The organism is Streptomyces doebereineriae (assembly GCF_031845645.1).
GTDB classification, from domain to species: Bacteria; Actinomycetota; Actinomycetes; order Streptomycetales; family Streptomycetaceae; genus Streptomyces; species Streptomyces canus.
Map to the genome: position 1 here is coordinate 56,826 of NZ_JAVREZ010000013.1, position 26,462 is coordinate 83,287.

The window sequence follows — 26,462 nt, forward strand, 5'->3', positions numbered from 1 at the left end:
ATGAAAGAACCCGACGCAGGCGCCAACCCGCCGGTGGACGGCAGCGAGCTGATCCGCTTCGAGAACGTGACCAAGCGCTTCGGGTCGAACACCGTCCTGGACCGGCTGAACTTCTCCGTCGACTCCGGCAAGCACGTGACGCTGATCGGCCCCTCCGGGTCCGGCAAGACCACGATCCTGCGCATGCTGATGACGCTGACCAAGCCCGACGAGGGCACGGTCACGGTCGACGGCCAGACCCTGTTCCCGGCGCCGGAGAAGCAGCTGCGTGAGGTGCGCAAGAAGATCGGGATGGTCTTCCAGCAGTTCAACCTGTTCCCGAACATGACGGTCCTGCGCAACATCACCGAGGCGCCCGTCACCGTGCTCGGCATGTCCAAGGACGAGGCGGAGGCACGCGCGCGTGAGCTGCTCGACCTGGTGGGCCTCGCCGACAAGGCCGGCGCCCGGCCGACGCAGCTCTCCGGCGGCCAGCAGCAGCGGGTGGCGATCGCGCGGGCGCTGGCCATGCGGCCGCAGGTGCTGCTGCTCGACGAGGTGACCTCGGCGCTCGACCCGGAGCTGGTCGCCGGTGTCCTCGACGTGCTGCGGGACATCGCCCGCACCACCGACATCACGATGCTCTGTGTGACCCACGAGATGAACTTCGCCCGGGACATCTCCGACCAGGTCCTGATGTTCGACTCGGGCCGGATCATCGAGTCGGGCGCACCGGAGAAGATCTTCAGCGACCCCGAGCAGGACCGCACCCGGGAATTTCTCAGCGCGGTTCTCTGACTACAAGAGGTGAACGGCGTTCAACCTTCGAGGTCCCGGACCCGGGTCATGTCTCTGGCATATGCCAGGGTGTCAGCACCCCTGCTGAGAGGCCCGACCCGGGGACGGAATCTCGTCAACAGCCGCTCACTACAAGCCTTTTGCCGGTTATCGTGGAGGGGATCGCTGTCTGGTATTACGGCCCAGTAGTAGTGCGACCGAGCGAGCGCAGGGGGAAAACCGTGGCGCTGAAGCACGAGCCGACCGCGCCGTACCACTCGGCCCAGGACGCACTGCGCGTCCTGGAGACGGTGGCACGGCACACCGCCGGAGTCACCGACGTCGAACTCGCCCGTACCACCGGCCTCGCCCCGGAGCGGCTGACCGCGCTCCTGAGGATGCTGCGCCGCGAGGGGTACGTCGAGCAGGTCGCCGACGGCGCGTATGTGACGGGAGCCGCCCTGACCAGGCTGAGCTCCGCGCACGACCGTGACGAGGCCCTGCGCGACAAGCTCCAGCACACCCTCGACGAACTGCGCGACTCGATCGGCGCGGCCGTCTACATCAGCCGGTACGTCGACGGTGAGGTCACCATCGCCCAGTACGCCGACGGTCCCGCGACCCCGGCGGTCAACGAGTGGGTGGACTTCCGTTCCTCCGCCCACGCCACCGCCCTCGGCAAGAGCCTGCTCAGCCAGCTCGACCACAACGGCCGCCGCGACCACCTCTCCCGGCACCGCATGACCCGGCTCACCTCGCGGACCATCACCAACGACAAGCTGCTGCTCTCCCGCCTGGAGGCCCAGCCGCCCACTGTCCCCCATCTCGACCTCCAGGAGTACGCGGTGGGCACGGTGTGCGCGGCGGTGCCGATCACGGCGGGGTCGTCGGTGGGATGCCTTGCGCTGTCCTTGCCGCTCGACCAGGCGCATCGCCTCCGCCAGGCGACGGACCGCCTGAACAGGGGGGCGGCGCCCGTCCTCCTGTCACTGGCGATCTAGACGCCGGGCAGGAGGTCGTCGGTTGTCCGCGGGTCCGTGGGGGCTGCTCGCGCAGTGCCCCGCGCCCCTGAGTGGGCCCGGCTCGTGGTGGTCATGAGCACCCCTGCGGACCGGGTAGTATTTTCTCGTCGCCAGCCGCCGAGAGGCGGACGGCGAGAGTCATGCGCCGCTAGCTCAGTTGGTTAGAGCAGCTGACTCTTAATCAGCGGGTCCGGGGTTCGAGTCCCTGGCGGCGCACCGGTGAAGGGCCTCTCGTGGGAGCGAGGGGCCCTTCGAGGTTTCCAGGGTGCCGCGGACGGCGGCTGGGGGTCTGGGGGTCATCCCCCAGAAGATGCAGCATCAGCGGGTCCGGGGTTCGAGTCCCTGGCGGCGCACCGATGAAGGGCCTCTCGTGGGAGCGAGGGGCCCTTCGAGGTTTTCCGCTCTTCGGTACGTCCGCGTCCCGGGCGGCCGCCACCACACCGGGTCCGCGCACCGCACGCCCTCTTTCCTGAGCCGCGCCCGGTGGATCTTGTTCGTGGCGGTGACCGGCATCCGCTCCACCACCCGCACGAACCGGGGCGCCATCTTCGTCCCGAGATCGGGCTGGGCTTCCAGGAAGTCCACGAAGGCCTCCGGATCGAAGGTCCCCGCGATGGTCGCCATCACCTGGTCCCCGGTCACCGGATCCGGCACCGCGTACACGGCGACGGCCACCGCCCCCTCGTAGCGCGCGAGGATGTTCTCGATCATCGCCGCGGCCAGGTTCTCGCTGTCGACACGCAGCCGGTCGTCGGTACGGCCCGCGAAGTAGAGATAGTCGTCGCCGTCCCGGTAGAAGAGGTCACCGGTCCAGTACCAGCCGCCCCGGCGCCGCTCGGCCTCCGCCTCGGCATTCCGCCAGTACCCCTCGAAGGGGTTCGGCGCCCGGTTCACCAGCTCACCTATCGCCTCGTCCCCGTTCAGCAGCCGCCCGGCCGTGTCGAATCGTGCGGGAGGACACTCCTGCCCCGTCTCCTGATCGAGTACGACGAGCCCGGGTCCCGCCCGCCCGACCGCACCCTCCGGCGTGCCGGGCGCCCACTGGATCGCCGCGCCGCCCTCGGAGGATCCGTACCCCTCGACCAGCCGCACCCCGAACCGCCGCTGGAAGGCCGCCGCGTCCACCGCCCCCGCCTCGGTGCCGAAACCGAGCCGCAGCGGGTTGTCCCGGTCGTCCTCGCGGGGCTCGGTGGCCAGGACGTACTGGATCGCCCGGCCGACATAGGTGAAGTACGTAGCCCCGTACGCGCGCACGTCCGCCAGGAACCCCGACGCCGAGAACCGCCGCCTCAGCGCCACCCCCGCCCCGCTCGCCAGCGCGGGCGCCCAGTCGGCGATCACCGCGTTGCCGTGGAACATCGGCATGCAGAGGTAGTGCACACCGTCGGGACCGAGCCGGAACTGGTCGGCCAGCGAGCTCCCCGCCGCGGCCAGGCGGCCCTGGGAGCAGAGCGCGGCCTTGGGCGCGCCGGTCGAGCCGGAGGTGAAGTAGAGGAGGAGCCGGTCGTCGGGGGCGGCGCGGGAGGCGTCGGGCTCGGCACCGGCGTAGGGCGCGAGCAGGGTGTCGTACTCCTCGGTGCCGGTCACCAGCAGACGGACGCCGGGGAGGTCGAGGCCCCGCAGCAACGGCAGGTGGGACGCCTCCGTGACCAGCAGGCGGCACTCGGTGTGCAGGATGTCGCGGGCCAGTTCGGGGCCCCGGCGGGTGGGGTTGATGCCGGCGACGGCGACACGCGCGAGCGCGGCGGCGCTCAGCCACAGCGGGTACTCGGGGGTGTTGTCGAGCAGCACACCGATGTGGGCCCCGGCGCCCGGCAGCAGGTCGGTGAGCAGTGCCGCCCGGGCGGCGGCGCCGGCGGCGACCTCGTGGTGGGTGAGCGCCCGCCCCTCGAACCACAGCCCGGGCCGGTGGTCACCCCACCGCCCGGCGACGAGCTCGGCGACCGTACGCCTCCTGGAGTCCATGGGGGCGTACGGTAGTTGACGGACCGTCAGATGTGGAGGGCCTAGGACACCGCGGTGACGGCGACCATGAAGACCACGCAGACCAGCACGACCACGCCGACAAGGGCGAGCACCGCGCAGGCAGCGCACCCGTGCCCGCCACGGCCGGGGCGGGCCGTCGCCACGACGTCCGGGCCGTCGGCGTAGTGGACGGTGACGATGTCGCCCTCGAGTATCGTCCCCGGACCGCCCTCCTCCTCGAAACGGACGACCCGGCCGTCACGGGTCCTGAACTCGTACACATGGCGCAGCGCGGTGCGCACCCGTGTGTCGCCGCCCCCATGGGCCATCGCGTACACCCGCAGGCACCGCCCCTCGGCGGTCAGCCCGCTCCGCCAGGCGCTGCCGGCCCGGTGCCAGCGCCGCACCACGACATACGCGGCCAATAGGACCACGGCCATGATCTGGACGGGAATGATGTAGAAGAAGGCGTCCATGGCAGATCCCCCGAGGTCAGGCACCGATCGCGTGATCGTGTGGGGAACCTACCCCGGGGGAAGCCTGGACTGTCTCAAGCGATGCTCAGAACGTGACGTCCGAGCAGGCGTAGAACGCGTTCGTCGTGTCGGCGATCGTCCACACCGCGACGATCACATGCCGTCCGCTGAGCCCGGACGGCAGGGTGCCGCTGTGGGAGAGGGTCGAGGGGGGGCGCTGGCCGTTGTAGGGGACGGTCAGGAACGGGGTGAGGTTGAGGTCGGAGCGGGCCAGGTTGTGGTTCTGGTTCCAGCCCGCCTTGGTGACGTAGTACTTGAAGTCGGTCGTCGCGTGCATGGCGGTGAACTGCCAGCGGAAGGTGTAGCTCTGGCCGCCCGTCACCTTGGTCGCCGGCCAGGCGCTGCCCGACGGGGTCTTCGGCGCGCTGAGCTGGCTGAACTGGCTCAGGCCGGCGTTGCATATCTGCCCGTCGGCAGGGCCTGAGGCCGGGAAGCCCTTCGGGCCCTCGACGCTCTGCGGCTCCCACTGGATCGAGCCGCAGTTCGCCACCGTGCCGTTCTGGCAGAGCTTCTGCCTGCTGATGGGGAGGTCGGTGTAGCCGTGGCTGTCGGCACCGCCGGAGGAGAGCACGACGGCTCCGGTGGTGGCGAGGCCCACCACGGCGGCGTACCACTTGGTCTTTTTGCGCATGCTGCCGCTCCTGGAGAACGTGGGGGAGGTTCAGTGAGCTTGCAGGTCTAGACCAAGTCTCAGATTATTACCGTGCGTTGACCATGTCCATCCCCATCACCCGCCCTGTTCTGCACGCCCCGCGCAGAACGCCACCGTCAAGTCCTTCACCAGCGCCTTGCGTTCGTAGTCGTCCAGTTCCACCAGGCCCCGCATGGTCAGCCGGGTGACGGTGTCCTCCACCGAGTCCACGACCGAGGTGAGCATCGTGGCCCGGTGCTGGGCGTCCAGCGCGGCGATCCGGCGGCGGTGCATCGCCGCGGCGACCTCGGGGGCGTACTCGACGCGCAGCGGCTGGACCGAGAAGACCTCGACGCCGACGGGCGCGGTCTCCGCGGCCACCAGCCGGGTCAGCGCCTCCCCCGCCGCGTCGACCGAGCCGCGGCCGGAGCCCGGCGCCTCCACCGGGACCCGGGCGAGCGCGGCCTCGACGCACTCGCGCAGAAACGTCTCGTGGTCGTCGACGCCCAGCGTGGCCCGCGCGGTGTCCCGCACCCGCCACACCACGAGGACGACGACCCGGAGCGCGACCCCGCTCGCGTCGGCGGCCGGCATCGGCTCGCCGCGCCAGTGCCGCAGCCGTACGTCGACCCGGCGGCGCAGCAGCAGCGGGTTGACCCACATCAGGCCGGTGCGCCGGACGGTCCCCCGGTAGCGGCCGAACAGCCCGAGCACCCAGGCACCTCCGGTACGGCCGCGGGCCAGTCCGCCGAAACCGAACAGGCCGAGAGCCCCGGCTCCGGCGTACGCCGCCCACTGCGCGGGGCCGAGGCCCGCGCCCGCGAACTCCGGGACCCTGAGAGCCTTCAGGGCGAGCGGCGGCAGCAGCCCCGCCCACCACGAGGTGACCGCGCACCCGGCCAGTCCGCAGGCGCCGGCGAGGACGCCGGCCGAGCCCGGCAGCACTCGTGCGGGGCGCTCGGTCAGCTCGGGGTCGACGTCGGGGGCGGGGCGCGGGGTGACCTGGCCGGTTCTGCGCAGGCGGGGCTGCTCCCCGGTGCCCTGCCGTCGTGCCACCACGGCGGGCCTGAGCGGGACCGACACCGGGTCCGGGTCGTCACGGAAGAGCAGATGGACGGGGATCTCGGTGGTCGCCTCGTTCTGGATGAGCCGGCCGGGCCGTGACGGTCCCTCGGATTCGGGGGTGTGTGAAGTGGTCGTGCTCATGAGTGCCTCCAGCCTCCGCGCCAGATGCGTCACAACAGGTGATGACGAGCCAGGTGATGACGAGAGGGCGCGCCGGGTGGTGGCGCGCCGGGTGACTACGAGAAGAGCCGCCGCCAGGTCTCCGGCCCCGGGTAGCCGTCCGCCGCGCCGCCCCGCCAGCCCTGGGCACGCTGGAAGGCCTCGACGCCCCGCCGGTCCGCCTCGCCCCAGCGCGGCCCCGGCTCGGTCGTGTAGTACTTGCCGAACCCTTTCTTCACCAGCTGTCCGCCGAGCTGGGTGACGTACTTGTTGGTCGCGCCGGGGCGGAACAGCGCGCGCCCCGGGTAGCCGGGGACCCCGTGGGAGGAGGGCGCGGACGGGCCCTCCTCCCCCGTCCCACCACCCGCTCCGATGTCCTTGCCACCGCCCGTCACCAGCAGCGTCCAGGTCCGCGCCCTGGGCAGCCCGTCCGCGTCCTTGCCCCGCCACCCCTGCGCCTGCTGGAACGCCTGGGTGGCCCTGCGGTCCGCGTCCGTCCAGCGGGGGCCGGGGCCGGAGGTGTAGTAGCGCCCGGCGCCGCGTGCGACGAGCATCCGGCCCAGCCGGGTGACGTACTTGTTGTTGGCCCCGGGCCCGAAGTAGGCACTCCCCGGGTAGGACGTCACGGCCGGTGAGCCCGGCTTGGCGTTGTCGGGCTCTGCGGGGTCCGGGGCGGTGCCGGTGGTGCCGCCCGCGAGGCCCTTGTACCGGTAGGCGAGGTACCGGTCCGAGTTGCTCCAGTAGGCGTACGGGGTGGCCAGCTCGCGGGCGTGCGGGCGGGTCTCCTCGTAGGCGACGTAGTAGGTGCGCGTGTAGTCCGTCCAGCCGCCGAAGATGACGACGTGGGAGCCCTGCTCGGGGTTGTCCGGGTTGTGGAAGAGCAGGATGTCGCCGGGCTGCAGGTCGTCCTTGGCGATCTTGATCCCGTACTTGCCGAGGCTGCCGGTCCACTCGTTGGCCGGCAGGTTCCAGGCCATGGACACGAAGCCCGAGCAGTCCTGCCGGTAGCCGTCGCTCCAGTACTCGGACATGCTGTACGGCACCTTCGCGGCGACCCACTGCTTGGCCCGCCTGATGATGTCGGCGCGGGTGATGGTCGGCGCCTTGGCGACCGGCGGGCTGCCGCCGGGGCCGTGCAGCGGGGCCTTGCCGCCCTGCGGGGTGTCGGGCTCGTCACCCGTGGGAACGCCGGGGATGCCGGGAACGCCGGGACGGGCGGGGGCTTGGGGGGCGGCGAAGGCCGGGGCCGCGTGGACCGCGCCGAAGGCGGTGGAGGCCGCCGCGGCGGCGGCCAGGATCACGACTCGGGTGGCCGCCGGGTGACCGCCGGTCGATCGTGGGAGAACGCGACGCCAGTGGACGCATCCGGGGCAGTCGCAGTCGCTCGCGGGATCGATTTCCTCGAATACCGGAGTCTCCATGCGACGCCCCTCACCCTCCAGGTAAATATGTCCGCAACTATGCACATTCGTCAGTTTCTCAACTGTCGCCCGCACGCGCATGCTGACGGTCCGAATGATGTACGGCAGCCCCGCGGGAGCGTTCCGGAGCACCCTCCGGCATCCGGTAGAGTCGTGCAGGTCAGCAGGCGCCGCTAGCTCAGTTGGTTAGAGCAGCTGACTCTTAATCAGCGGGTCCGGGGTTCGAGTCCCTGGCGGCGCACAGACGATTGAAGGCCTCCCGCAACAGTGGGGGGCCTTCAATGTTGCGACGAGCGACTCCGGCACACAGGGGCGACCGAGGGGTCGGCAGTGGCGGCCGGGGGTCCGGGGGTTGCCCCCGGGAAGACGCAGCATCAGCGGGTCCGGGGTTCGAGTCCCTGGCGGCGCACAGACGAATGAAGGCCCCTCGCTCAGGCGAGGGGCCTTCTTGTATGACAGGCGCCCCATTGAACGCGTATGACCGGTAAACACCGCGTTTCGCATCTTGCGATCATGATGAGCACCGTAGAACCCTGGTTTTTCAAGATGCTGCGGATACGCGGCAGTTGGGGGGCAAGGATCCGGTTGCCGGAGTTGCGGGGAAAGGGGCCCCGCTTCGGAGGACGCCGAGGGGGGCGTCTGCAACCGGAAGGTCGCTGTTACCTGTCTAATGCTATGAAGATTGTGGTGACTGCGGCCCACCACTGATACGTCTGTGAAGGTCGAGGGGGACCAGAGCAGACGTAAGGAAACGACGACACGCGGCTCGTCCGCGTGTGGGGGGATGACTCATGACGTCGACGCCGACGGGCGCCCGGCAGAACTTCGACCCGTCCGACACCACTCAGCTCAGGCTGCCTTCGCATCGGACCGGCACACTGCGCCGGATAAAGAAGACGCTTCCGAAGTACGACTACGAGCACTACAGCAGACTCGCCGGTCCCCTCACGCAGCCCGACCCGGGCCAGCCCTACAAGGTGCAGTACCGCTCGCTGATCTCGCAGGAGCCGCACCGCATCCGGGTCGCCCTGATGCTCGCCGCGGCGCCGCTGCTCTCGCTGGTCCTGCTGGCCTGGCTGCTGCAGCCCGAGCACTGGACCGAGCGGGACTACCCGGCCTTCTCCTGGCTGCCGGCCCTGGACATCGTCATGCTGGTCTCGATCGGCCTGATCGAGTTCTTCCGCTGCATGAACGTCCTGTCCAACGCACACGCCACCCTGGTCGCCCGCGACCCGATCCCGGTGGTGCCCGAGACCGGCACCAGAGTCGCCTTCCTCACCTCCTTCGTGCCCGGCAAGGAGCCGCTGGAGATGGTGACGAAGACCCTGGAAGCCGCGGTGAAGATCCGCCACCGCGGCCTCATGCATGTCTGGCTCCTGGACGAGGGCGACGACCCGGCGGTCAAGGAGGTGTGCGCCCGGCTCGGCGTGCACCACTTCTCCCGCAAGGGCGTCGAGAAGTGGAACCAGGCCAAGGGCCCGCACCGCGCCAAGACCAAGCACGGCAACTACAACGCCTGGCTGGACGCGCACGGCGACCAGTACGACTACTTCGCCTCCGTGGACACCGACCACGTGCCGCTGCCCAACTACCTGGAGCGGATGCTCGGCTACTTCCGCGACCCGGACATCGGCTTCGTGATCGGCCCGCAGGTCTACGGCAACTACGACAACTTCGTCACCAAGGCCGCCGAGTCCCAGCAGTTCCTCTTCCACGCGCTGATCCAGCGCGCCGGCAACAAGTACGGCGCCCCGATGTTCGTGGGCACCTCCAACGCCGTACGGATCAAGGCGCTGAAGCAGATCGGCGGGCTGTACGACTCGATCACCGAGGACATGGCCACCGGCTTCGAGATCCACCGCGCCAAGAACCCGGCCACCGGCAGGAAGTGGCGCTCGGTCTACACCCCGGACGTGCTCGCGGTCGGCGAGGGCCCCAGCGCCTGGACCGACTTCTTCACCCAGCAGATGCGCTGGTCGCGAGGGACGTACGAGACGATCCTCAAGCAGTACTGGAAGGGCTGGTACTCACTGCCGCCGAGCAAGCTCTTCAACTACACGATGATGATCATCTTCTACCCGATGTCCGCCCTCAACTGGATCCTCGCGGCCCTGAGCTGCGCGCTGTTCCTGGGCCTGGGCGCCTCGGGTGTGAACATCGATCCGACCGTGTGGCTGATGCTCTACGGCAACGCCTCCGCGCTCCAGATCGGCCTGTACATCTGGAACCGCCGCCACAACGTCTCCCCGCACGAGCCCGAGGGCTCCGGCGGGGTCGCGGGCATGGTGATGTCGGCGCTGTCCGCCCCGCTGTACGCGAAGGCGCTGGTCGACTCGCTGCTGCGGCGCAAGAGCAAGTTCGTGGTGACGCCCAAGGGCGACTCGGCCAGCCCCGACCGGTGGTTCGCGACCTTCCGCTACCACTGGTACTTCATCCTGATCTTCGGTGGCTCGATCGGTGCCGGTGTCGCCCTCGGGCACTCGCACCCCGCGATGATCATCTGGGCGACCTTCGCCATGCTGATCACCGCGACACCGATCTTCACCTGGCGGCACATGCTGCGGCAGGCGAAGAAGAAGCCCGCCGCGGCCGCCGAGGCGCCCCAGGGGCCGGTGATTCCGGCTCAGATTCCGGCGCAGTACCAGCCGCAGCCGCTGCCTGCCCCGCACGCTACGGCCACGCACACCCCGGCCCACAAGCCGACCTGGGCCGCCGCCTCCAACCAGGGCACTGCAGACGACGAGGGCAACGACCAGACCATGCAAATCGCCCTTGGTGGACTTGGGGGACGTAAGGAATGAACGACCGTGCAGGCCGCCGCCGCGCCCGTCGACTCGCGATCGGTACGGCGGTGGTGCTCGCGCTGGCCGGGATGAACGGCCCGTGGCTGTACCGCTTCGGGACGGAGAAATACCACCAGTACCAGATCAACAAGCCCGAGTACAAAGCCGAGAACGGCAAGTGGGAGATCCTCGACTTCCCCGAGAAGTACCGGCAGAACACCATCCACGCGGCGCTGCTGCGCACCGGGAAGGTGCTGCTGGTGGCCGGCTCGGGCAACAACCAGGACAACTTCGACGCGAAGAAGTTCGACACCCGGATCTGGGACCCGGTCAAGGGCACGATCAAGAAGGTGCCGACCCCCAGCGACCTGTTCTGCACGGGGCACACGCAGCTCGCGAACGGCAATCTGCTGATCGCCGGTGGCACCAAGCGGTACGAGAAGCTCAAGGGTGACGTCACCAAGGCCGGCGGCCTGATGATCGTCCACAACGAGAACCCGGACCAGCCGATCACCTTGCCGGCGGGCACCAAGTTCACCGGCAAGGAGAACGGCAAGACCTTCGTCTCCAAGGACCCGGTCGTCGTGGAGCGGGCCACGAAGGTCTTCGACAAGACGACCGGGAAGTTCCTGCGCAACGACCCCGGCCTCGGGCGTATCTACGTCGAGGCGCAGAAGAGCGGCGCCAAGTACGAGACGGGTACCCAGGACAACTACCGGATCCAGGGTCTGACCGGGACCGATGCCCGCAACACCTACGGCATCGCGCAGAAGCTCGCGCTCGACAAGAAGGACTTCCAGGGGATCCGGGACGCCTTCGAGTTCGATCCGATCGCGGAGAAGTACATCAAGGTCGACCCGATGAAGGAGGCCCGCTGGTATCCGACGCTCACGACGCTGAGTGACGGGAAGATCCTCAGTGTGTCCGGGCTGGACGACATCGGGCAGCTGGTGCCGGGCAAGAACGAGGTCTTCGACCCGAAGACCAAGAAGTGGACGTACCTGCCGAAGATCCGTCAGTTCCCGACGTATCCCGCGCTGTTCCTCATGCAGAACGGCAAGGTCTTCTACTCGGGGTCGAACGCGGGGTACGGCCCGGACAACGTGGGCCGGGTCCCGGGCATCTGGGACGTGGACACCAACAAGTTCACGAAGATCCCGGGGCTCAGCGACGCCAACGAGATGGAGACCTCCGGGACCGTACTGCTGCCGCCGGCGCAGGACGAGAAGTTCATGGTGATCGGGGGCGGCGGGGTCGGTGAGTCCGCGCTGTCCAGCAACCGGACGCGGATCGTGGACATGAAGGCGGACAGCCCGAAGTTCGTGGACGGGCCGACGCTGGAGAAGGGGACGCGGTATCCGCAGGCGTCGATCCTTCCCGACGACAGCGTGCTGGTGTCCGGGGGGTCGGAGGACTATCGCGGGCGCGGCGACTCCAACATCCTTCAGGCCCGGCTGTACCACCCCGACACGAACACGTTCGAGTCGGTGGCCGATCCTCTCGTGGGGCGCAACTACCACTCCGGGTCGCTGCTGTTGCCGGACGGTCGGGTGATGTTCTTCGGGTCGGACTCGCTGTACGGGGACAAGGCGAACACGAAGCCGGGTGTCTTTGAGCAGCGGATCGAGATCTATACGCCGCCCTATCTGTACCGGGACTCCCGGCCTTCGCTGTCCGGGGGGCCGCAGACGATCGCTCGGGGGGCTTCGGGGACGTTCACGTCTCCGCAGGCTTCTGTGATCAAGAAGGTGCGGTTGATCCGGCCCAGTGCGTCCACTCATGTGACCGATGTGGATCAGCGGTCCATCGAGCTGAAGTTCACGGTTTCCGGGGACAAGGTGAAGGTGACTGTGCCGGAGAACAAGAATCTGGTGCAGTCGGGGTGGTACATGCTGTTCGTCGATGACGATCAGGGGACGCCGTCCAAGGCACAGTGGGTTCGAGTGCCGTAGTACCAAAGACGCTCCCGCACCTTTCCTTTTGGGTGCGGGAGCGTTTTGGCTGGTCGCGCCCACGCGGCGGAGCCGCAAATCGATACAGCCCCGCGCCCCTACGTGTCCGAACCTCGCGCCAGTTTCAATGCATAGTCGGCCCACCACTGACCCGCCTGCGGGCCGCCCTTGCACTCGCCGTCCGACTCGCCCGGGCGCTTGACCCACAGGTAGGCGTCCACCAGTGGATCCGCTGTCTTTATCGTCGGCGTCTCCCCCAGTGCCCTGCCCGGTGGGTTGCACCAACGTTCGTTCTCGTCGCCGTCCTTGTACGGGCCGTTGCCGTTGCGGCTGGTGTCGATGACGAAGTGTTTGTTGCCGACCTTGGCTGAGAGCTGCTTGCCGTAGGTGATGGAGTCCTTGGTGGAGTAGAAGTTGGAGACGTTCACCGAGAAGCCGTCGGCCTTGGCGACGCCGGCCCACTTCAGGGGCTCGAAGATCTGGTCGGGGTGGCCCCAGCCCGCGTTGCCCGCGTCCAGGTAGACCTTCGTGTTCTTCAGGGACTTGAGCTTCTCGATGGCGCCGGTGAGCAGGTCGTAGCGCTCCTCGTGGAACTCGTCCTTGGTGCAGCCGTCGACCAGGTGCAGAACCGCGTCCGGTTCGAGGATCACCGTCGCCGAGCGGTCGCCGATGCCCGCCGCCACACCTTCGATCCAGGTCCGGTAGGCGTTGCCGTCGGCGGCGCCGCCCTGGGAGTACTGGCCGCAGTCGCGGTGCGGGATGTTGTAGAGGACCAGAAGGGCCGTACGGCCGGCCTTGTCCGCGGCCTCGGTGAAGCCGCGTGCCTCCTGCTCCGGGTTCTCCGGGCCGATCCACTCGCCGGTCGGCTGCTGGGCGATCTTGCGGATCTGTTCGGCCTCGTCGTCCTTGCCGCTCTTCACATACGAGGCGACCTGCTTGGCCGCGTTGCCGTCCGGGTTGACCCAGAACGGGTCGGCCTCCTTGGGCTGCTGGGTGATCCCGGCACCGGCCTTGTCTCCTTCGCCCTCCTCGTTCCCGTCTCCCGAGGACGAACACGCGGCGAGCAGCAGTGCCGCCCCCAGCACCGCCGCGGAAACCCGTGCGCGGGTCGCCCTTCTGGCCCCCCTGCTGACGTACATCCAATTCCCCCCTGGGTGCACCTTGGCAAGTCTCAATCGTGACACACCCGTCGCGCCGCCCACGAGGTCGCCGGAGCCTTGTCCACGAGCCGTTACAGCCCCGAAGGTCGGGGTAGGTGCGCGCCGTACGGGGGCGCTCGTCCACGAAGGGGAGTGCTCAGCGATGCGGTACGCCACCAGGGAGATCCGGCTGGCCTCGGCACTGGTGGAGGCGGCGGACACCCTCGTCGAGGGCTTCGAGGCCACCCGGTACTTACAACGGGTCTCCGACCACTGCGTGGAACTGCTCGACGCCCGGGCGGCCGGAGTGATGCTCATCGACGGGGGCCGGTCGGTGTCTCTGGCCGCCGGCAGCCGGCATGAGCAGGTGGCGCTGGACCTGCTGGAGGCGCAGCACGGCGGCGGACCCTGTCTGGACAGCTACGGCTCGGGAGAGCCCGTACCGCCGGTCTCCATACGCGTCGCCCACGCGGACGCCCGCTGGCCCGACTTCACCGAACGGGCCCTCAGGCACGACATCGTGACAACGTTCGCAGTCCCGCTGCGCCGCCGCGAGCACCTGCTGGGCGCCCTGAACGTGTTCGTGCCGACGCTGCCCGACACCACTCCGGCCGACCACGTCACCTCCGAGCTCCATGTCGCCCAGGCCCTCGCCGACGCCGCAGCCCTCGGCCTGCAGAACCGCGGCACCTACGCCCAGTACCGCGACCTGTCCGGGCAGTTGCAGGCAGCCCTCTCCAGCAGGGTCCGCATCGAGCAGGCCAAGGGGATGCTCGCCGAGCGCTGGAGTGTCCGCGCCGACCAGGCGTTCATGGCGCTGCGGCAGTACGCGCGACGGCACCGGCTGCCCCTGGACCAGGTGGCGCGCGCGGTCGTCGAGGGCGTCGAGGACGATGCCGAGCTGCGCCGGGAGAGCGGCACAAGCGCCGACGGACCTGCGTAGGACCCTGTACCACCAGGTCGTATGACGGAGAGCCACGAGCACGGGACTTGGCGTCAACCAGCCTCTAGGCCCGGGCGCTCATACGTTCTAGAGTCTCCTCATACGGACACGGCCCCAGCCCTGGCCGCAGTCAGCACCCACCGTGCCCCCCAGGCCTCCCGCGCCGTCGCCGGGTTACTCCCGCAGCCCGAGCGTGCGTGGTCGAGGACCAGCCCGGTCGGCGACTTCGGGGGGAGCAGGTCGCCGACCGGGCCAGGTGACGCCTCCCGGGTTCTACAGGCCCGTCCCCGTGAGATACGCCGAGACGATCACGTTCGCCGTGTAGCTGCGGGTCGCCCGGTCGAAGGTGCCGCCGCAGGTGATCAGGCGCAGTTCGGCGCGGCCCGACTCGCGCGGGCCGTAGGCCTGGTGGGCATCGAAGCTCTCCCGGGTGAGGAGCCGTACGTCGTCGACGGTGAACTCGGCGACCCTGCCGTCGTCGCGGATCACCCGGACCGTCTCGCCCGGCTTCAGGGAGCTGATCCTGTGGAACACCGCGGGCCGGGTCTCGGTGTCGGCGTGTCCCACCATCAGCGCGGTCCCGGCGGCCCCCGGTTTCGCGCCGGCCGCGTACCAGCCGACGATTCCGGGTTGGCCGAAGGGCGGCGGGTCGAGGGCGCCCCGCGCGTCCAGGCCGCGGGCCACCACCGGTGCCTGCACCCCGAGGTCCGGGATGTCGAGGCGCTGCGGCCGCGCTCCCTTCAAGGGCCGTGCGGCGGGCGGCAGTTCGACGACCTCGGGAGGGCGCCCGACCGCGGCCACGTCACCGGTGGTCGGCGCGGACATGGCGTGCCGTACGTCGGTCACCTCGCGGCCCCACAGCCACAGCCCGAGCAGCAGCACCGCCCAGGTCACGCCGGCCGGCAGCCGTCTGGTCCCGGAGACGTGTTCGCGGTGGGCGGGACCGCCTTCCCGGTCGGAGAAACGGTCGGACATCTCCGGTCAGCCCGTCCCGCGACTCCGGCGGCTGCGGCGCAGCACCACGGCGACCGCCGCGACCCCGGCGAGCACCAGCCCGGTCACCGCGTGCCCGGTGCCGGGGCCGGTGGGGTGGGGCTCCATGGCGGAGAGGTGGGTGGCGGTCCAGCCGCCGCCCGCGTTCACCGGGGCGGCGGGGGTCGCGGGGGCGGGGGCATGGGCGGGGACCCCCTGTGCCGTCACGACCGTGATCCGGCCCTTCACCTGGAAGTCGGCGCAGGTGATCTGCACGTCGTAGGGGCCGGGTTCGGCCGAGGAGCGGACGCGGGTCTCGCCGGTGAGGCTGCCGTCGGCCCCCGTCAGCCGGGCGTCCGCGACGAACGCGGCCGAGGCGGCGGTGGCCGTCTTCCCCGCGCAGCCGGTCACCCGCAGCGTGAGGTCGGCACCGGCGGCGGGGGACGACGGGGTCACCGAGACGCTCCCGCCGTCCGCCGCCTGCGCGGCCGGGGCGAAGGCGGCGACAGCCAGGACCGCGGTACAGAGAGTGAGGCGTACTGAACCCATCGTGAACCTCCAGATACCTGGAGGGTCTCCCGGGGAGCCCGGGCCCGCATCCCGAAGCGGTTCCGCGTTGCTCCGTTCGGGTTCGCGTCAGATCCGGTCGACGAGGTCCGCGATGGAGTCCACGACCTTCGAGGGCCGGTACGGGAAGTCCTCGACCTGTTCGGGGCGGGTCAGGCCGGTGAGCACCAGGAAGGTCTGCATGCCGGCCTCCATGCCGGCCAGCACGTCGGTGTCCATGCGGTCGCCGATCATCGCGCTGGTCTCGGAGTGCGCGCCGATGGTGTTGAGTCCGGTGCGCATCATCAGCGGGTTGGGCTTGCCCGCGAAGTAGGGCTGCTTGCCGCCGGTCGCCTTGGTGATCAGGGCGGCGACGGCGCCGGTGGCCGGCAGCGCGCCCTCGGCGGAGGGGCCGGTCTCGTCGGGGTTGGTGCAGATGAAACGGGCGCCGTCGTTGATGAGCCGGACCGCCTTGGTCATGGCCTCGAAGGAGTAGGTGCGGGTCTCCCCGAGAACGACGTAGTCGGGCTCGTGGTCGGTGAGGATGTAGCCGATGTCGTGCAGCGCGGTGGTCAGACCCGCCTCGCCGATGACGTACGCCGTGCCCTCGGGCCGCTGGTCGTCCAGGAACTGGGCGGTGGCCAGGGCGGAGGTCCAGATGTTCTCGATCGGAACGTCCAGGCCCATGCGGCGCAGGCGGGCGTGCAGGTCGCGCGGGGTGTAGATGGAGTTGTTGGTCAGCACCAGGAAGGGCTTGCCGGACTCGCGGAGCTTCTTCAGGAAGGCGTCGGCGCCGGGGATCGGCACGCCCTCGTGGATGAGCACACCGTCCATGTCGGTGAGCCACGAATCGATGGGCTTGCGGTCTGCCATGTGCGGGGTCTCCTGCCGTACGCGTGTACGCCGTGCTGCGTCGGCCCCAGCCTAGACAGTGGCCCGATCTTGGGGGAATGGCCGGTTCGGGACAGGTCTCGGAAGGTTCGGGGTCAGCGGCGGCCGCGGGCTCGCAGGATCGCGCCCACCGTGACCAGGAGGAGGGAGAGGGTCGCGAGGGCGGCGGCGGCCACGCCGGGGCCGGTGCCGGCGAGTTCCGCGACCGCCTCCGTGAAGGGAAGGCTGCTTTCCGGGGTGGCCGGGTCGGGGCGCGGGCTCGGATCGGGGCGCGCGCCCGGAGCGGTGTCGATGCCGAAGCGGTAGTCGTCGGACTGCCCCACCCAGTCGCCGTCATCACCGTGCAGCTGGACGACGGCCGCGTTGGCGGTGACCTCGTTCGGCACGGCGTCCGGGGTGAGCGCGAGCCGTACCTTCACGGTGAGGGTCTTTCCGGGGCCGACGGTGAACCCGGCTCCTCCGAAGGCCCCGACGAGTTCGTCCTGGTCGGTGCTCTCGAAGCGGACGGCGCGGGTGCGGGGGCCGTCGTAGAACTCGAGGCGGGGCTGGGAGGGCTTCAGGACGTGCCGCTCGTCGACGAGGACGACGACGGGGTGGATGGCGGCGCAGGTGTGCCGGGTCGTGTTGGTGAGGTCCAGGTACCAGGTGCGGTAGTCGCCACCGGCCTCATAGACGGCGGGACCGCCGTGGATACGGGTGGTGAGGGGGAAGGTGTGGCCGGTGGGGGCGCACGAATCACCGACGGGGGCCGTGGGGGTGGTGGCGGCGGGGTTGGCGGGGGCTCGAAAGGCCGCCGCCGGGGTGGCGGGGGCTGGGAGGGCCGCCGCCGGGGTGGCGGGGAACAGAGCGGCCGCGGGCGCGGGCGCGGCTGCCGCCGTCAGCGGCGTAGGGAACAGGGCGGCCGCCGCCGGGGGTGCGGAAAACAGGGCGGCTGCCGCCGCGAGGCCGAGGAGGGCGGGCGTAGGGGCGTGTACATACCGTCGCATAAACACATGACCCTGGCGGGTTCGGGCGGCCGGCCGGGGGTGCCGCTCCGTGCAGCCCGGGAAGTCCCCTCGATCAGCGGACGTCAGGCGTCGGCTCGTCCGAACAGCGGGCCCAGCACGAGCTGTGCCGCCCCGTCGGCGACCTCGCCGGGCGCGGCTCGTACGGGAACCGGCTCCTCGCCCGCGCGCCGGGCGCGTTCGTCGAGGACGGCTGCGACCCCTCGTAGGAACGCGTCCCGGGCGGTGGCGATGGTACGGCCGCCCAGCAGGACCAGGTCGATGTCGAGCAGGGCGATGAGGTTGCCGGCCGCGATGCCGAGGACCCGTGCCGCCTCGGCGAGGTCGCCGCGGGCCACCGCCGCCAGGCACAGCGCCTCGACGCAGCCCCTGTCACCGCATCCGCAGGGCGGCCCGTCGAGCTGGACGACCTGGTGTCCGAACTCCCCGGCCCCGGTCCGCGCACCCCGGTGCACCGCTCCGTCGATGACGAGCCCGGCGCCGAGGCCCGTACCGAGGTGCAGATACGCGAACGACCCGCGCTCCCCCGCGACCGCGAGCCCCAGCGCGGCCGCGTTGGTGTCCTTGTCGACCACCACGGGCACCCCGAGCCGCCGCCCGAGCGCGTCCCGCAGCGGAAAGCCGTCCCACTCGGGGAAGCCGGTGACGCGGTGCAGTACACCCCGGATGTGGTCGAGGGGACCGGGGAGGGCGAGGCCGACACCGAGGAGGGCGGGGAGGGATTCTGCAGCGACTGTGTCCGCACCGGCCGCCCCCGTCCGGCCTTCTCCCCGCACCCCCTTCGCCAGCGCCTCCACCTCCCCCGCGACCATGCCCACCACCGCCTCCGCCCCCGCGCCCAGGTCCAGCGCGGCGCACCGCTCGGCCACCACCGTCCCCGCCAGGTCCACCAGCACGGTCCGCAGCGCATCGCGGTCCAGGTGGACGCCCACCGCGTGGCCCGCCCCCGGCACCAGTCGCAGTACGGTCCGCCGCTTGCCACCCGTCGAGGCGAGGTGCCCCGCCTCCACCGCGAGGCCCTCCTCCCGGAGCCGGGCGGTGATCTTGCTGACGGCCTGGGGGGTGAGGCCCGTGCGTTCGGCCAGTTCCAGTCGGCTGATGCCCACCGCGCCGGCGCCCCGCAGCAGGTCGAGCACGAGCGCGGTGTTGTGGCTGCGCAGGGCCAGGAGGTTGGCGCCGCCGTTCGTCCTGTTCACGTCTGCCATTCTCCGCCCCGCTTGCACTTTGGCAACAGCGTTGCGAAAGTGGGGGGCATGACTGCTGCTGACCTCCGTGTGGGCCTCGTCGGCTACGGCCTCGCGGGCTCCGTCTTCCACGCCCCGCTGATCGCCGCCACCGAGGGCCTCACCCTCGACACGGTGGTCACCTCGAACCCCGAGCGGCAGGAACAGGCCCGCGCCGAGTTCCCGGACGTGCGTACCGTCGCGAGCGCCGACGAACTGTTCGCCCGCGCCGCCGATCTGGACCTGATCGTCATCGCGTCCCCGAACAAGACCCACGTCCAGCTCGCCACCACCGCCCTGGAGGCGGGCCTGCCGGTCGTGGTCGACAAGCCGATCGCGGGGACCGCGGCCGAGGCGCGCGGGCTGGCGGCGCTGGCCGAGGAGCGCGGCCTGCTCCTCTCCGTCTTCCAGAACCGGCGTTGGGACAACGACTTCCTGACGCTCCGCAAGCTCCTCGACGAGGGCGAACTGGGCGACGTATGGCGCTTCGAGTCCCGTTTCGAGCGGTGGCGGCCGCAGCCCAAGGGCGGCTGGCGCGAGTCCGGCGATCCCGCAGAGGTCGGAGGTCTGCTCTACGACCTCGGCAGCCACGTCGTCGACCAGGCCCTGACCCTCTTCGGGCCCGCCGCCTCCGTGTACGCCGAGGCGGACGTCCGCCGCCCGGGCGCCGAGATCGACGACGACACGTTCATCGCGATCACCCACACGAGCGGCGTCCGCTCCCACCTCTATGTCTCCGCCACCACCGCCCAACTCGGCCCCCGTTTCCGGGTGCTGGGCTCCAAGGCGGGCTATGTGAAGTACGGCCTCGACCCGCAGGAGGCGGCGCTGCGCGAGGGCGAGCGCCCCGGCACGGCGGCCGGCTGGGGCCGGGAGCCGGAGTCGCTGTGGGGCCGGCTCGGCTCGGGCGAGTCCCCCGTGACGGGCGGCGGCAGCCCCGTCCCCACCCTTTCCGGCGACTACCCCGCTTACTATGCGGCCGTGGCCAGGGCCCTTTCCGGCGGCGGCACCAACCCGGTGACCGCACTGGAGGCGGCCGCCGCCCTCGACGTACTGGAGGCGGCGCGCCGTTCGGCCCACGACGGAGTGGCGGTGGAGCTGTGACGCACAACACCGAGCTGACCCCGAAGTTCCATCCGGAACTGACCCCGCCGCTGGAGGAGCTGGAGGCGCAGGAACGCCGCCTGGTCTTCCGGCAGTTCACATACGAGGACGCGTGGGCGCTGGGCTCCCTGCTGGTCGAGCTGGCCCGGGAGCGGCAGGCGCCGGTGGCCATCGACATCCGCCGTGGCGGCCAGCAGCTCTTCCACGCCGCCCTGCCGGGCTCCACCCCGGACAACGACGCCTGGATCGACCGCAAGCGCCGGGTCGTGGAGCGCTACGGCTCCGCCTCCTACCTGGTCGGTGCCCGCTTCCGCGCCAAGGGCAGCACCTTCGAGGAGTCCTCGCGCCTGGACCCGGACGAGTACGCGGCCCACGGCGGCTCCTTCCCCATCACGGTGGAGGGCGTGGGCGTAGTCGGCACGGTGACGGTCTCGGGCCTGCCCCAGCTCCAGGACCACCGTTTCGTGGTCGAGGCGCTGGAGGAGTTCCTGAGCAAGGACCGTTAGTCCGGGACAGGAATTATCGCCGGGGCCTGGCACGTTGGCACCTGCCATGAAGGAGACCATCGGAAAGTACGGCATCTGGAACGGCGGCGGCCTGCGTTCGGAGGACCCGTCCCAGCGGGGCGAACGCGCCGAGGCCGCCGCCGAGTTGGCGGAACTCGGGTTCGGCGCGATCTGGCTGGGCGGCAGCAGTTCGGCCGCCAACGCCGCCCCGCTGCTCGAGGCGACCTCCCGGATCGCCGTCGGCACCAGCATCCAGAGCATCTGGGACCACGAACCCGAAGCCGCCGCCGCGAGCTTCACCGACCTGAACGCCGCCCACCCCGGCCGCTTCGTCCTGGGCCTGGGCGTCAGCCACGCCAAGCTCGCCGACCAGTACCGCCGCCCGTACTCGGCTCTGGTGGCCTACCTCGATGCCCTGGACAAGGCGGGAGTCCCTGCCGAGGGCCGTGTGCTGGCCGCGCTGGGCCCCAAGACCATCGAGCTGGCCCGGGACCGCTCGGCAGGCTCGATCCCGTATCTGATCACCGCGGACCAGACGGCACGCTCCCGAGAGCTCCTGGGCGAGGCGCCCCTGTTGGCCCCGGAACTGAAGGTCGTCCTCGAATCCGACCCCACCAAGGCCCGGAGCGTGGCCCGCGGCTACCTCGCCATCTACCTGGGCCTGCCCAACTACACCAACAACTTCCTCCGCAACGGCTTCACGGAGGACGACCTGAAGGACGGCGGCAGCGACCGCCTGGTCGACGCGGTCTACGCCTGGGGTACGGACGAGCAGATCCGCGCCCGCATCGACGAGTTCATCGAGGCGGGCGCGGACCACGTGGCCCTGCAGATTGTGGACGGAGGTCCGCGCTACGACCTCCCGAGGGAGGCCTGGCGCAGGCTGGCGTCGCTGCTGGGGTGAACTGCCCTATGCGTCCTTGAACTCCTGGCGCTGACGCCCGAGCCCCGAGATCTCCAGCTCCACCACATCCCCGGACCGGAGATAGGGCTTGGGCTCGGGCTCCCCCATCGCGACCCCGGCCGGCGTACCGGTGTTGATGACGTCTCCGGGGTACAGGGTCATGAACTGGCTGACGTACCGCACCACTTCACCGACGGGGAAGATCTGCTCGGCGGTCGTGCCGTTCTGCTTCTGCTCTCCGTTGACCCACAGCTTCAGGGACAGACTCTGCGGATCGGGAACCTCGTCCGCGGTCACCAGCCAGGGCCCCAGGGGATTGAACGTCTCGCAGTTCTTCCCCTTGTCCCACGTCCCCCCGCGCTCGATCTGGAACTCCCGCTCGGACACGTCGTGCGCCACCGCGTACCCGGCGACATGCGCGAGCGCCTCCTCCACGGACTCCAGATAGCGGGCCGTACGCCCGATGACGACCGCCAGCTCGACCTCCCAGTCGGTCTTCACCGACCGCCGGGGCACCAGTACCGTGTCGTAGGGGCCGACCACGGTGTCCGCGGCCTTGAAGAAGATCACCGGCTCGGCGGGCGGCTCGGCCCCCGTCTCGCGCGCGTGGTCGTGGTAGTTGAGCCCGATGCAGACGATCTTCCCGATCCGGGCGATCGGCGGTCCGACGCGGAGCCCCGTGGCGTCCAGCGCCGGCAGTTCCCCGGCCTCCGCGGCCGCGCGGACCCGGCCGAGTGCCGCGTCGTCGGCGAGCAGCGTCCCGTCGATGTCGTCCACGACACCGGACAGGTCCCGCAGGACCCCGTCGGCATCGAGCAGCGCGGGCGTCTCCGTTCCCGCCGTACCGACTCGCAGCAGCTTCATGATCACTATCTCCCTCGATTGCGGGGCGCCCGCCGACGGGTGCAGCCATCGGATGACTGGTCGATCCTCCAAGCTGAGTGTCCCGTCCGCAATACCCGGTTCACGGACTGGACCGGTCAGCGGTAGAGGGCTGCCCTCTCGACCGCGGCCCACGTCGAACTGGTCACCACGTACAGCGCGGCCGCCAGGGGCACCACCGCCACGGTGAAGAGGGTGAAGAAGGACATGAACGGCATGACCTTGCTCATCGCGCCCGCCCCGGGCACCGGCTGCCCGTCCGTCACCGGCATGACCGGGTTCGCGGCCATCATCCGCTTCGTGCGGCGGTAGTTGAAGGTCGCCACCACGATCACGAACGCGAACAGGCATACGTACACGAGCCCCGCTCCCTGGAACATCCCGCCGTCCCCGAGCGCATCGGCCCAGCGGCCGCCGAGCGGCGCGGCGAACAGCTCGTGGCCGAGCAGTTCGTTCGCCTTCCCGCCGATCGTCGTGTTGGAGAAGAGGTGGTAGAGCAGGAAGAACGCCGGCATCTGGAACATCACGGGCAGGCAGCCGGTCAGCGGTGAGACCTTCTCCTCGGCGTGCAGTTCCAGCATCGCCTTCTGGAGCTTGTCGGGGCTGCCCTTGTGCTCCTTGCGCAGCTCGGCGATCTTCGGCTGGAGCCTGGTGCGGGCCTTCTGACCGCGGGCGGCGGCGCGGGACAGGGGGTGCACGAGCAGTCGTACGAAAGCGGTGAACAGGACGATCGCGGCGGCGGCCGCGGTGGCGCCGAACAGGGGGTGGAGCAGGTCGGCGAGATGCTGGACCAGATCAGCGAAGACGGACATGGGTGAGCCCTCCGGGGGTCTCGTCGTGCCGGGAGTGGTGCGAGGCGGCATGACGACCCGCGCGGGGTGTCCTTGCAGGAGTGAGTCCCTACGCGACGGTCGCCGGGAGGGCGTGTCCGGGCGCTCGGGGGCGGGGGCGGCCCTTGGCGTCGGGGTCGCGTTGCGGGAGGAAGGCCGTGCGGCGGGCGCGGTCGCGGATGGCCGTACGGACCCGGGTGGGCGGTACGGCGGGCGCGCAGCGCGAGGCGATCAGCGAGCAGGCGGCGAAGGCGGAGCCGGCCGCGGCGGTCGCGGCGAGCGCGACGGCGGCGGAGAGGCTGCCGGTGTCGAGCAGGACGACGTCGAGGAGGAGGAGCAGGAGCACGGCGGCGGGACGCATGCTCGTCCAGCTGCGGATCACGGCACTCCCCCTCTCCCTGTTGGCGGTCCTCCCCCGGTTATACCTGATCCACCACGATCGGCTGCAAGAGCCTCTTCGGCTTGAGCAGGGCCCGGCTGACCGGATCCGCCGGGTGGGGATCGAGTCCGGGACCCGGCAGCATCAGCACCTCCTCGAGCGGTACGACCCTCGCGCAGGCGGGGCATTCGCCGTAGGAGCCGATCTCGGTGCCGCACTCGGTGTGCTGAAAGGTGCGCAGCACGGTCTTGCCGTAGTGCTCGCGGCCCCAGCGGCCGAGGGCGCGCAGGGCGGGCCACAGGGCGATGGCGCGGTCGGTGACGACGTACTCGTCGCGCGGCGGGGACTCCTGGTACCGGCGCTTCTCGAGGATCCCCTCCTCGGTGAGCATCTGGAGGCGGGCGGCGAGGACCGCGCGCGGGATGCCGAGGTGGGCGAGGAAGTCGTTGTAGCGCCGGACGCCGTAGAGGGCGTCGCGGACCACGAGCAGGGTCCAGCGTTCGCCGACGATCTCCAGCGCGCTGGCGATCGAGCATTCCTGTGTCGCGTAGTCCTTACCCAGTGCCATGGCGCCACTGTAACCATTTTCCGCCGGTAAGTTCAATGACCGAACCCACTCTGCTACGGTTCTCGGCATGACAAGGTTCAGTGAACGAACTCTCGTGGAGGCGAAGGTGTCGGCCGCCCCGGCACCAGCCTCCCCGCGCCCTTCCGCGACCCTGGCCCTGACCAGCGCCGCCACCGCCGTGGCCCTGATGACGTACACCGCGCCGATGGTCACGCTCCCCGATGTCGCCGCCGACCTGCACACCCCGCTGTCCGCCCAGGCCTGGCTCCTGAACGGCACCCCGCTCGGCCTCGCAGCCCTCCTCCTGGTCGCCGGCAGCCTCGCCGACGACTACGGTCGCCGCCGGATCTTCGTCGCGGGCACCCTGGCGCTGGGCCTCACCACGGCCCTCGGCGCGCTGACCTCGTCCACCTGGCTGTTCACGCTGGCCCGGATCGCCCAGGGCGCGGCCAGCGCGGCACTCCTCGCGAGCAGCCTGGGCCTGATCGTCCACGCGTTCCCTTCACCGAGGGGGCGCCTGCACGCGACCGGGGTGTGGGGCGCGTTCGTGAGCGGCGGCATCGCGGTCGGCCCTCTGCTGAGCGGCGCGCTGCCGAGCTGGCGGGTGTCCTACGGCGTTCTCGGCGCCGCGGCCGTGCTCGTGGCCGCCCTGTCCGCACGGCTCCTGACGGAGTCCCGGGCCCCGCGCGGCGGCCGCCCCGACCTCGCCGGAGCCGTGACCTTCGGGCTCGCCCTGGTCGCCCTGGTGGCAGCGCTGACCCTGGGCCGGGACGGCTGGCTGCGGGCACCGGTCGAGCTGTTGCTGCTGGCGTCCATGGTCCTGCTGGCCGTGTTCGTAGTGGTGGAGCGGCGCTCCCGGACCCCCATGATCGACCTGGGTCTGCTGCGCCACCGCCGTTTCCTCGCGTCCTCCTCCAGCGGCCTGTTCACCGGTCTCGCGGTGATCGGCCTGTTCAGCTTCCTGCCGGCCCTCCTCCAGCAGACGGTCGGCCTGTCCGCGATGGACACCGCCTGGCTCTTCCTCCTCTGGTCCGGCCTGTCCTTCGCGGTGGCCCTCCAGGCCCGGCGCCTCGCGGGCCGGGTGCCGCCGCGATGGCAGCTCGCGATCGGCTTCCTGCTGCACGCGGCGGGCGTCCTGACCATGCTGGGCTCGCTGGACGCCGGTTCCTGGGTACGGCTGCTCCCCGGCCTCGTCGTGGCCGGCATCGGCAGCGGCCTGCTGAACGCGGCACTCCCGCTGCTCGCGGTGGAATCCGTCCCGGCCGCGCGGGCGGCGATGGGATCGGGCGCCCAGCAGACCTTCCGCTACATCGGCTCGTGCGCCGGAGTCGCCCTGACGATCGCGATCGCCACCTCCTCCGGCGACGGCCTCGCCCACGGCGCGGACATCGCCATGCTGGTCTCGGCGGTGCTGGCGCTGGTGGCGGCGGCGAGCGTGGTGGCGCTGCGGGAGCAGTGAGCCCTCTCAACGCGGCCGCATCGACACCAGCTTGCCCCACACCACCAGCCGGTACCGGGACGTGTACTCCGGGGTGCACGTGGTGAGGGTGAGGTAGTAACCGGGCGTGGTGTAGCCGTAGGTGGGGTGGACCGTCGAGCGCGGGATGGGGCGGATCACTCCCGAGTCGCGGGCCGAGGTCTGGCGGATGGTCCTGTCCACGGCGTACGTGTAGACCGCGCTCCGCGTCTCCACCCGGACGGTGTCCCCGGGCTCGAGGCGGTTGATGTACCGGAAGGGCTCACCGTGGGTGTTGCGGTGCCCGGCGACCGCGAAGTTCCCGGCCCGGCCCGGCTGTCCGGTGCCGGGGTAGTGGCCGACGTACCCCTTGTTGAGCACGCTCCGCTTGCCGACGCCCTCGGCGACGGGGACGCGGAGGTGGAGACGGGGGACGGTGAGGATGGCGTACGCCTGGGACCGCCCCGGCGTCAGGGCGGCGGGGTCCTGGGCGGCGGCGCGGAGATCCCGCTCGGCGCGCGAGCTCGGGGACGCCGTAGAAGCCGTAGAAGAGGACGCGGACGGGGACCCGGAGCCGGCGGCCGTACCGGAATCGGCTCCCCCACCTCGCCCCCACTCCCGCTCCAGCGCCTCGACCCCCTGCTGAGCACCCTCCTTGGCCTCCCGGTTGGTCCACCACAGCTGGTGCACGACGAGCAGCAGCAGGACCACGCCCACGCTGACCAGGAGTTCGCCGCCGGTCCACACCGCGCGGCGGCGACGCTCGCGCCGGCGCCGGGCTCCGTGGTGCATGACGCGCTGCCGCATACCTCACGCCTCCTCGGA

Annotated in this window: 25 protein-coding genes and 2 tRNA genes; 11 read left to right on the plus strand and 16 right to left on the minus strand. The window is 70.7% G+C overall.

The features are described 5' to 3' along the window. From ehuA to RNB18_RS32085, 3 genes are all read left to right on the plus strand, one after another. Nucleotides 1-777: an ectoine/hydroxyectoine ABC transporter ATP-binding protein EhuA gene (gene ehuA, locus RNB18_RS32075; protein WP_311717618.1), complete on the plus strand. Its 777-nt coding sequence runs from the start codon at nucleotides 1-3 to the stop codon at nucleotides 775-777. 221 nt (nucleotides 778-998) lie between these two features. Further along, nucleotides 999-1,757, plus strand: a complete 759-nt coding sequence (locus RNB18_RS32080) for an IclR family transcriptional regulator (RefSeq protein ID WP_311717619.1) — start codon at nucleotides 999-1,001, stop codon at nucleotides 1,755-1,757. A 163-nt stretch (nucleotides 1,758-1,920) separates the two neighbouring features. Then, nucleotides 1,921-1,994, plus strand: a tRNA-Lys gene (locus RNB18_RS32085). 102 nt (nucleotides 1,995-2,096) lie between these two features. Here the strand turns inward: RNB18_RS32085 and RNB18_RS32090 are convergent. The 5 genes from RNB18_RS32090 to RNB18_RS32110 all read right to left on the minus strand — a co-directional run bounded on the left by RNB18_RS32090 (nucleotide 2,097) and on the right by RNB18_RS32110 (nucleotide 7,555). Continuing rightward, on the minus strand, nucleotides 2,097-3,743 hold the full coding sequence (locus RNB18_RS32090; protein WP_311717620.1) for a long-chain-fatty-acid--CoA ligase: 1,647 nt from the start codon (nucleotides 3,741-3,743) through the stop codon (nucleotides 2,097-2,099). Between the two features lie 41 nt (nucleotides 3,744-3,784). Next, on the minus strand, nucleotides 3,785-4,219 hold the full coding sequence (locus RNB18_RS32095) for a hypothetical protein (RefSeq protein WP_311717621.1): 435 nt from the start codon (nucleotides 4,217-4,219) through the stop codon (nucleotides 3,785-3,787). A gap of 85 nt (nucleotides 4,220-4,304) precedes the next feature. Next, nucleotides 4,305-4,910, minus strand: coding sequence for a lytic polysaccharide monooxygenase auxiliary activity family 9 protein (locus RNB18_RS32100; RefSeq protein ID WP_311717622.1), 606 nt, complete (start codon nucleotides 4,908-4,910; stop codon nucleotides 4,305-4,307). A gap of 96 nt (nucleotides 4,911-5,006) precedes the next feature. Next, nucleotides 5,007-6,116 (minus strand): SPFH domain-containing protein, encoded by a 1,110-nt coding sequence (locus RNB18_RS32105; RefSeq protein ID WP_311717623.1) that lies wholly within the window; start codon nucleotides 6,114-6,116, stop codon nucleotides 5,007-5,009. 95 nt (nucleotides 6,117-6,211) lie between these two features. After that, complete coding sequence (locus tag RNB18_RS32110; RefSeq protein WP_311717624.1) at nucleotides 6,212-7,555, minus strand: peptidoglycan-binding protein; 1,344 nt, start codon at nucleotides 7,553-7,555, stop codon at nucleotides 6,212-6,214. A gap of 167 nt (nucleotides 7,556-7,722) precedes the next feature. Here RNB18_RS32110 and RNB18_RS32115 point away from each other — a divergent pair. From RNB18_RS32115 to RNB18_RS32125, 3 genes are all read left to right on the plus strand, one after another. After that, nucleotides 7,723-7,796 (plus strand) — tRNA-Lys (locus RNB18_RS32115). Between the two features lie 550 nt (nucleotides 7,797-8,346). Then, nucleotides 8,347-10,356 carry a glycosyltransferase family 2 protein gene (locus RNB18_RS32120; protein ID WP_311717625.1) on the plus strand — a complete coding sequence of 670 codons (2,010 nt, stop codon included), beginning with the start codon at nucleotides 8,347-8,349 and terminating at the stop codon, nucleotides 10,354-10,356. Continuing rightward, nucleotides 10,353-12,290, plus strand: coding sequence for a radical copper oxidase GlxA (locus tag RNB18_RS32125; protein WP_311717626.1), 1,938 nt, complete (start codon nucleotides 10,353-10,355; stop codon nucleotides 12,288-12,290). Before RNB18_RS32120 ends, RNB18_RS32125 begins: the two co-directional genes overlap by 4 nt. Before the next feature lie 98 nt (nucleotides 12,291-12,388). Here the strand turns inward: RNB18_RS32125 and RNB18_RS32130 are convergent, their stop codons facing one another. Continuing rightward, nucleotides 12,389-13,429, minus strand: coding sequence for a glycoside hydrolase family 6 protein (locus RNB18_RS32130; RefSeq protein WP_311717627.1), 1,041 nt, complete (start codon nucleotides 13,427-13,429; stop codon nucleotides 12,389-12,391). 163 nt (nucleotides 13,430-13,592) lie between these two features. Here RNB18_RS32130 and RNB18_RS32135 point away from each other — a divergent pair, with 163 nt between their 5' ends. Then, complete coding sequence (locus RNB18_RS32135) at nucleotides 13,593-14,372, plus strand: GAF and ANTAR domain-containing protein (RefSeq protein WP_311717628.1); 780 nt, start codon at nucleotides 13,593-13,595, stop codon at nucleotides 14,370-14,372. A 273-nt stretch (nucleotides 14,373-14,645) separates the two neighbouring features. Here RNB18_RS32135 and RNB18_RS32140 read toward each other — a convergent pair whose 3' ends face one another. The 5 genes from RNB18_RS32140 to RNB18_RS32160 form a co-directional block, all read right to left on the minus strand. After that, nucleotides 14,646-15,347, minus strand: a complete 702-nt coding sequence (locus RNB18_RS32140) for a class F sortase (RefSeq protein ID WP_311717629.1) — start codon at nucleotides 15,345-15,347, stop codon at nucleotides 14,646-14,648. Nucleotides 15,348-15,353: 6 nt separating this feature from the next. Then, on the minus strand, nucleotides 15,354-15,893 hold the full coding sequence (locus tag RNB18_RS32145; protein ID WP_311717630.1) for a hypothetical protein: 540 nt from the start codon (nucleotides 15,891-15,893) through the stop codon (nucleotides 15,354-15,356). Between the two features lie 87 nt (nucleotides 15,894-15,980). Further along, nucleotides 15,981-16,763: an HAD-IIA family hydrolase gene (locus tag RNB18_RS32150; protein WP_057610909.1), complete on the minus strand. Its 783-nt coding sequence runs from the start codon at nucleotides 16,761-16,763 to the stop codon at nucleotides 15,981-15,983. 113 nt (nucleotides 16,764-16,876) lie between these two features. After that, on the minus strand, nucleotides 16,877-17,767 hold the full coding sequence (locus RNB18_RS32155; protein ID WP_311717631.1) for a hypothetical protein: 891 nt from the start codon (nucleotides 17,765-17,767) through the stop codon (nucleotides 16,877-16,879). Nucleotides 17,768-17,850: 83 nt separating this feature from the next. Next, a complete protein-coding gene (locus RNB18_RS32160; protein ID WP_394817707.1) occupies nucleotides 17,851-18,990 on the minus strand; it encodes an ROK family transcriptional regulator in 1,140 nt (379 codons plus the stop codon). A gap of 48 nt (nucleotides 18,991-19,038) precedes the next feature. Between RNB18_RS32160 and RNB18_RS32165 the strand changes: the two genes are divergently transcribed. Genes RNB18_RS32165 through RNB18_RS32175 form a run of 3 tightly spaced genes read left to right on the plus strand, consistent with a single transcriptional unit; the run spans nucleotide 19,039 to nucleotide 21,522 of the window. Further along, the gene (locus RNB18_RS32165) at nucleotides 19,039-20,112 is read left to right on the plus strand and encodes a Gfo/Idh/MocA family protein (RefSeq protein ID WP_311717633.1); all 1,074 of its coding nucleotides are present in this window, start codon (nucleotides 19,039-19,041) and stop codon (nucleotides 20,110-20,112) included. Then, on the plus strand, nucleotides 20,109-20,618 hold the full coding sequence (locus RNB18_RS32170; protein WP_311717634.1) for a heme-degrading domain-containing protein: 510 nt from the start codon (nucleotides 20,109-20,111) through the stop codon (nucleotides 20,616-20,618). Before RNB18_RS32165 ends, RNB18_RS32170 begins: the two co-directional genes overlap by 4 nt. Nucleotides 20,619-20,664: 46 nt before the next feature. Then, nucleotides 20,665-21,522, plus strand: a complete 858-nt coding sequence (locus tag RNB18_RS32175) for an LLM class F420-dependent oxidoreductase (RefSeq protein WP_311717635.1) — start codon at nucleotides 20,665-20,667, stop codon at nucleotides 21,520-21,522. A gap of 6 nt (nucleotides 21,523-21,528) precedes the next feature. Here the strand turns inward: RNB18_RS32175 and RNB18_RS32180 are convergent, their stop codons facing one another. From RNB18_RS32180 to RNB18_RS32195, 4 genes are all read right to left on the minus strand, one after another. Continuing rightward, nucleotides 21,529-22,386 carry a fumarylacetoacetate hydrolase family protein gene (locus RNB18_RS32180; RefSeq protein ID WP_311717636.1) on the minus strand — a complete coding sequence of 286 codons (858 nt, stop codon included), beginning with the start codon at nucleotides 22,384-22,386 and terminating at the stop codon, nucleotides 21,529-21,531. Nucleotides 22,387-22,502: 116 nt separating this feature from the next. Further along, nucleotides 22,503-23,216: a YidC/Oxa1 family membrane protein insertase gene (locus RNB18_RS32185; protein ID WP_311717637.1), complete on the minus strand. Its 714-nt coding sequence runs from the start codon at nucleotides 23,214-23,216 to the stop codon at nucleotides 22,503-22,505. 88 nt (nucleotides 23,217-23,304) lie between these two features. Further along, entirely contained in the window at nucleotides 23,305-23,616 is a 312-nt protein-coding gene (locus RNB18_RS32190) for a DUF6412 domain-containing protein (protein ID WP_311717638.1), read from the minus strand. Between the two features lie 37 nt (nucleotides 23,617-23,653). Continuing rightward, nucleotides 23,654-24,181 carry a winged helix-turn-helix transcriptional regulator gene (locus tag RNB18_RS32195; protein ID WP_311717639.1) on the minus strand — a complete coding sequence of 176 codons (528 nt, stop codon included), beginning with the start codon at nucleotides 24,179-24,181 and terminating at the stop codon, nucleotides 23,654-23,656. 67 nt (nucleotides 24,182-24,248) lie between these two features. Between RNB18_RS32195 and RNB18_RS32200 the strand changes: the two genes are divergently transcribed. Continuing rightward, nucleotides 24,249-25,640: an MFS transporter gene (locus tag RNB18_RS32200; protein ID WP_311717640.1), complete on the plus strand. Its 1,392-nt coding sequence runs from the start codon at nucleotides 24,249-24,251 to the stop codon at nucleotides 25,638-25,640. 6 nt (nucleotides 25,641-25,646) lie between these two features. Here RNB18_RS32200 and RNB18_RS32205 read toward each other — a convergent pair whose 3' ends face one another. Further along, on the minus strand, nucleotides 25,647-26,444 hold the full coding sequence (locus RNB18_RS32205; protein WP_311717641.1) for a class E sortase: 798 nt from the start codon (nucleotides 26,442-26,444) through the stop codon (nucleotides 25,647-25,649). Nucleotides 26,445-26,462 lie beyond the last annotated feature (18 nt).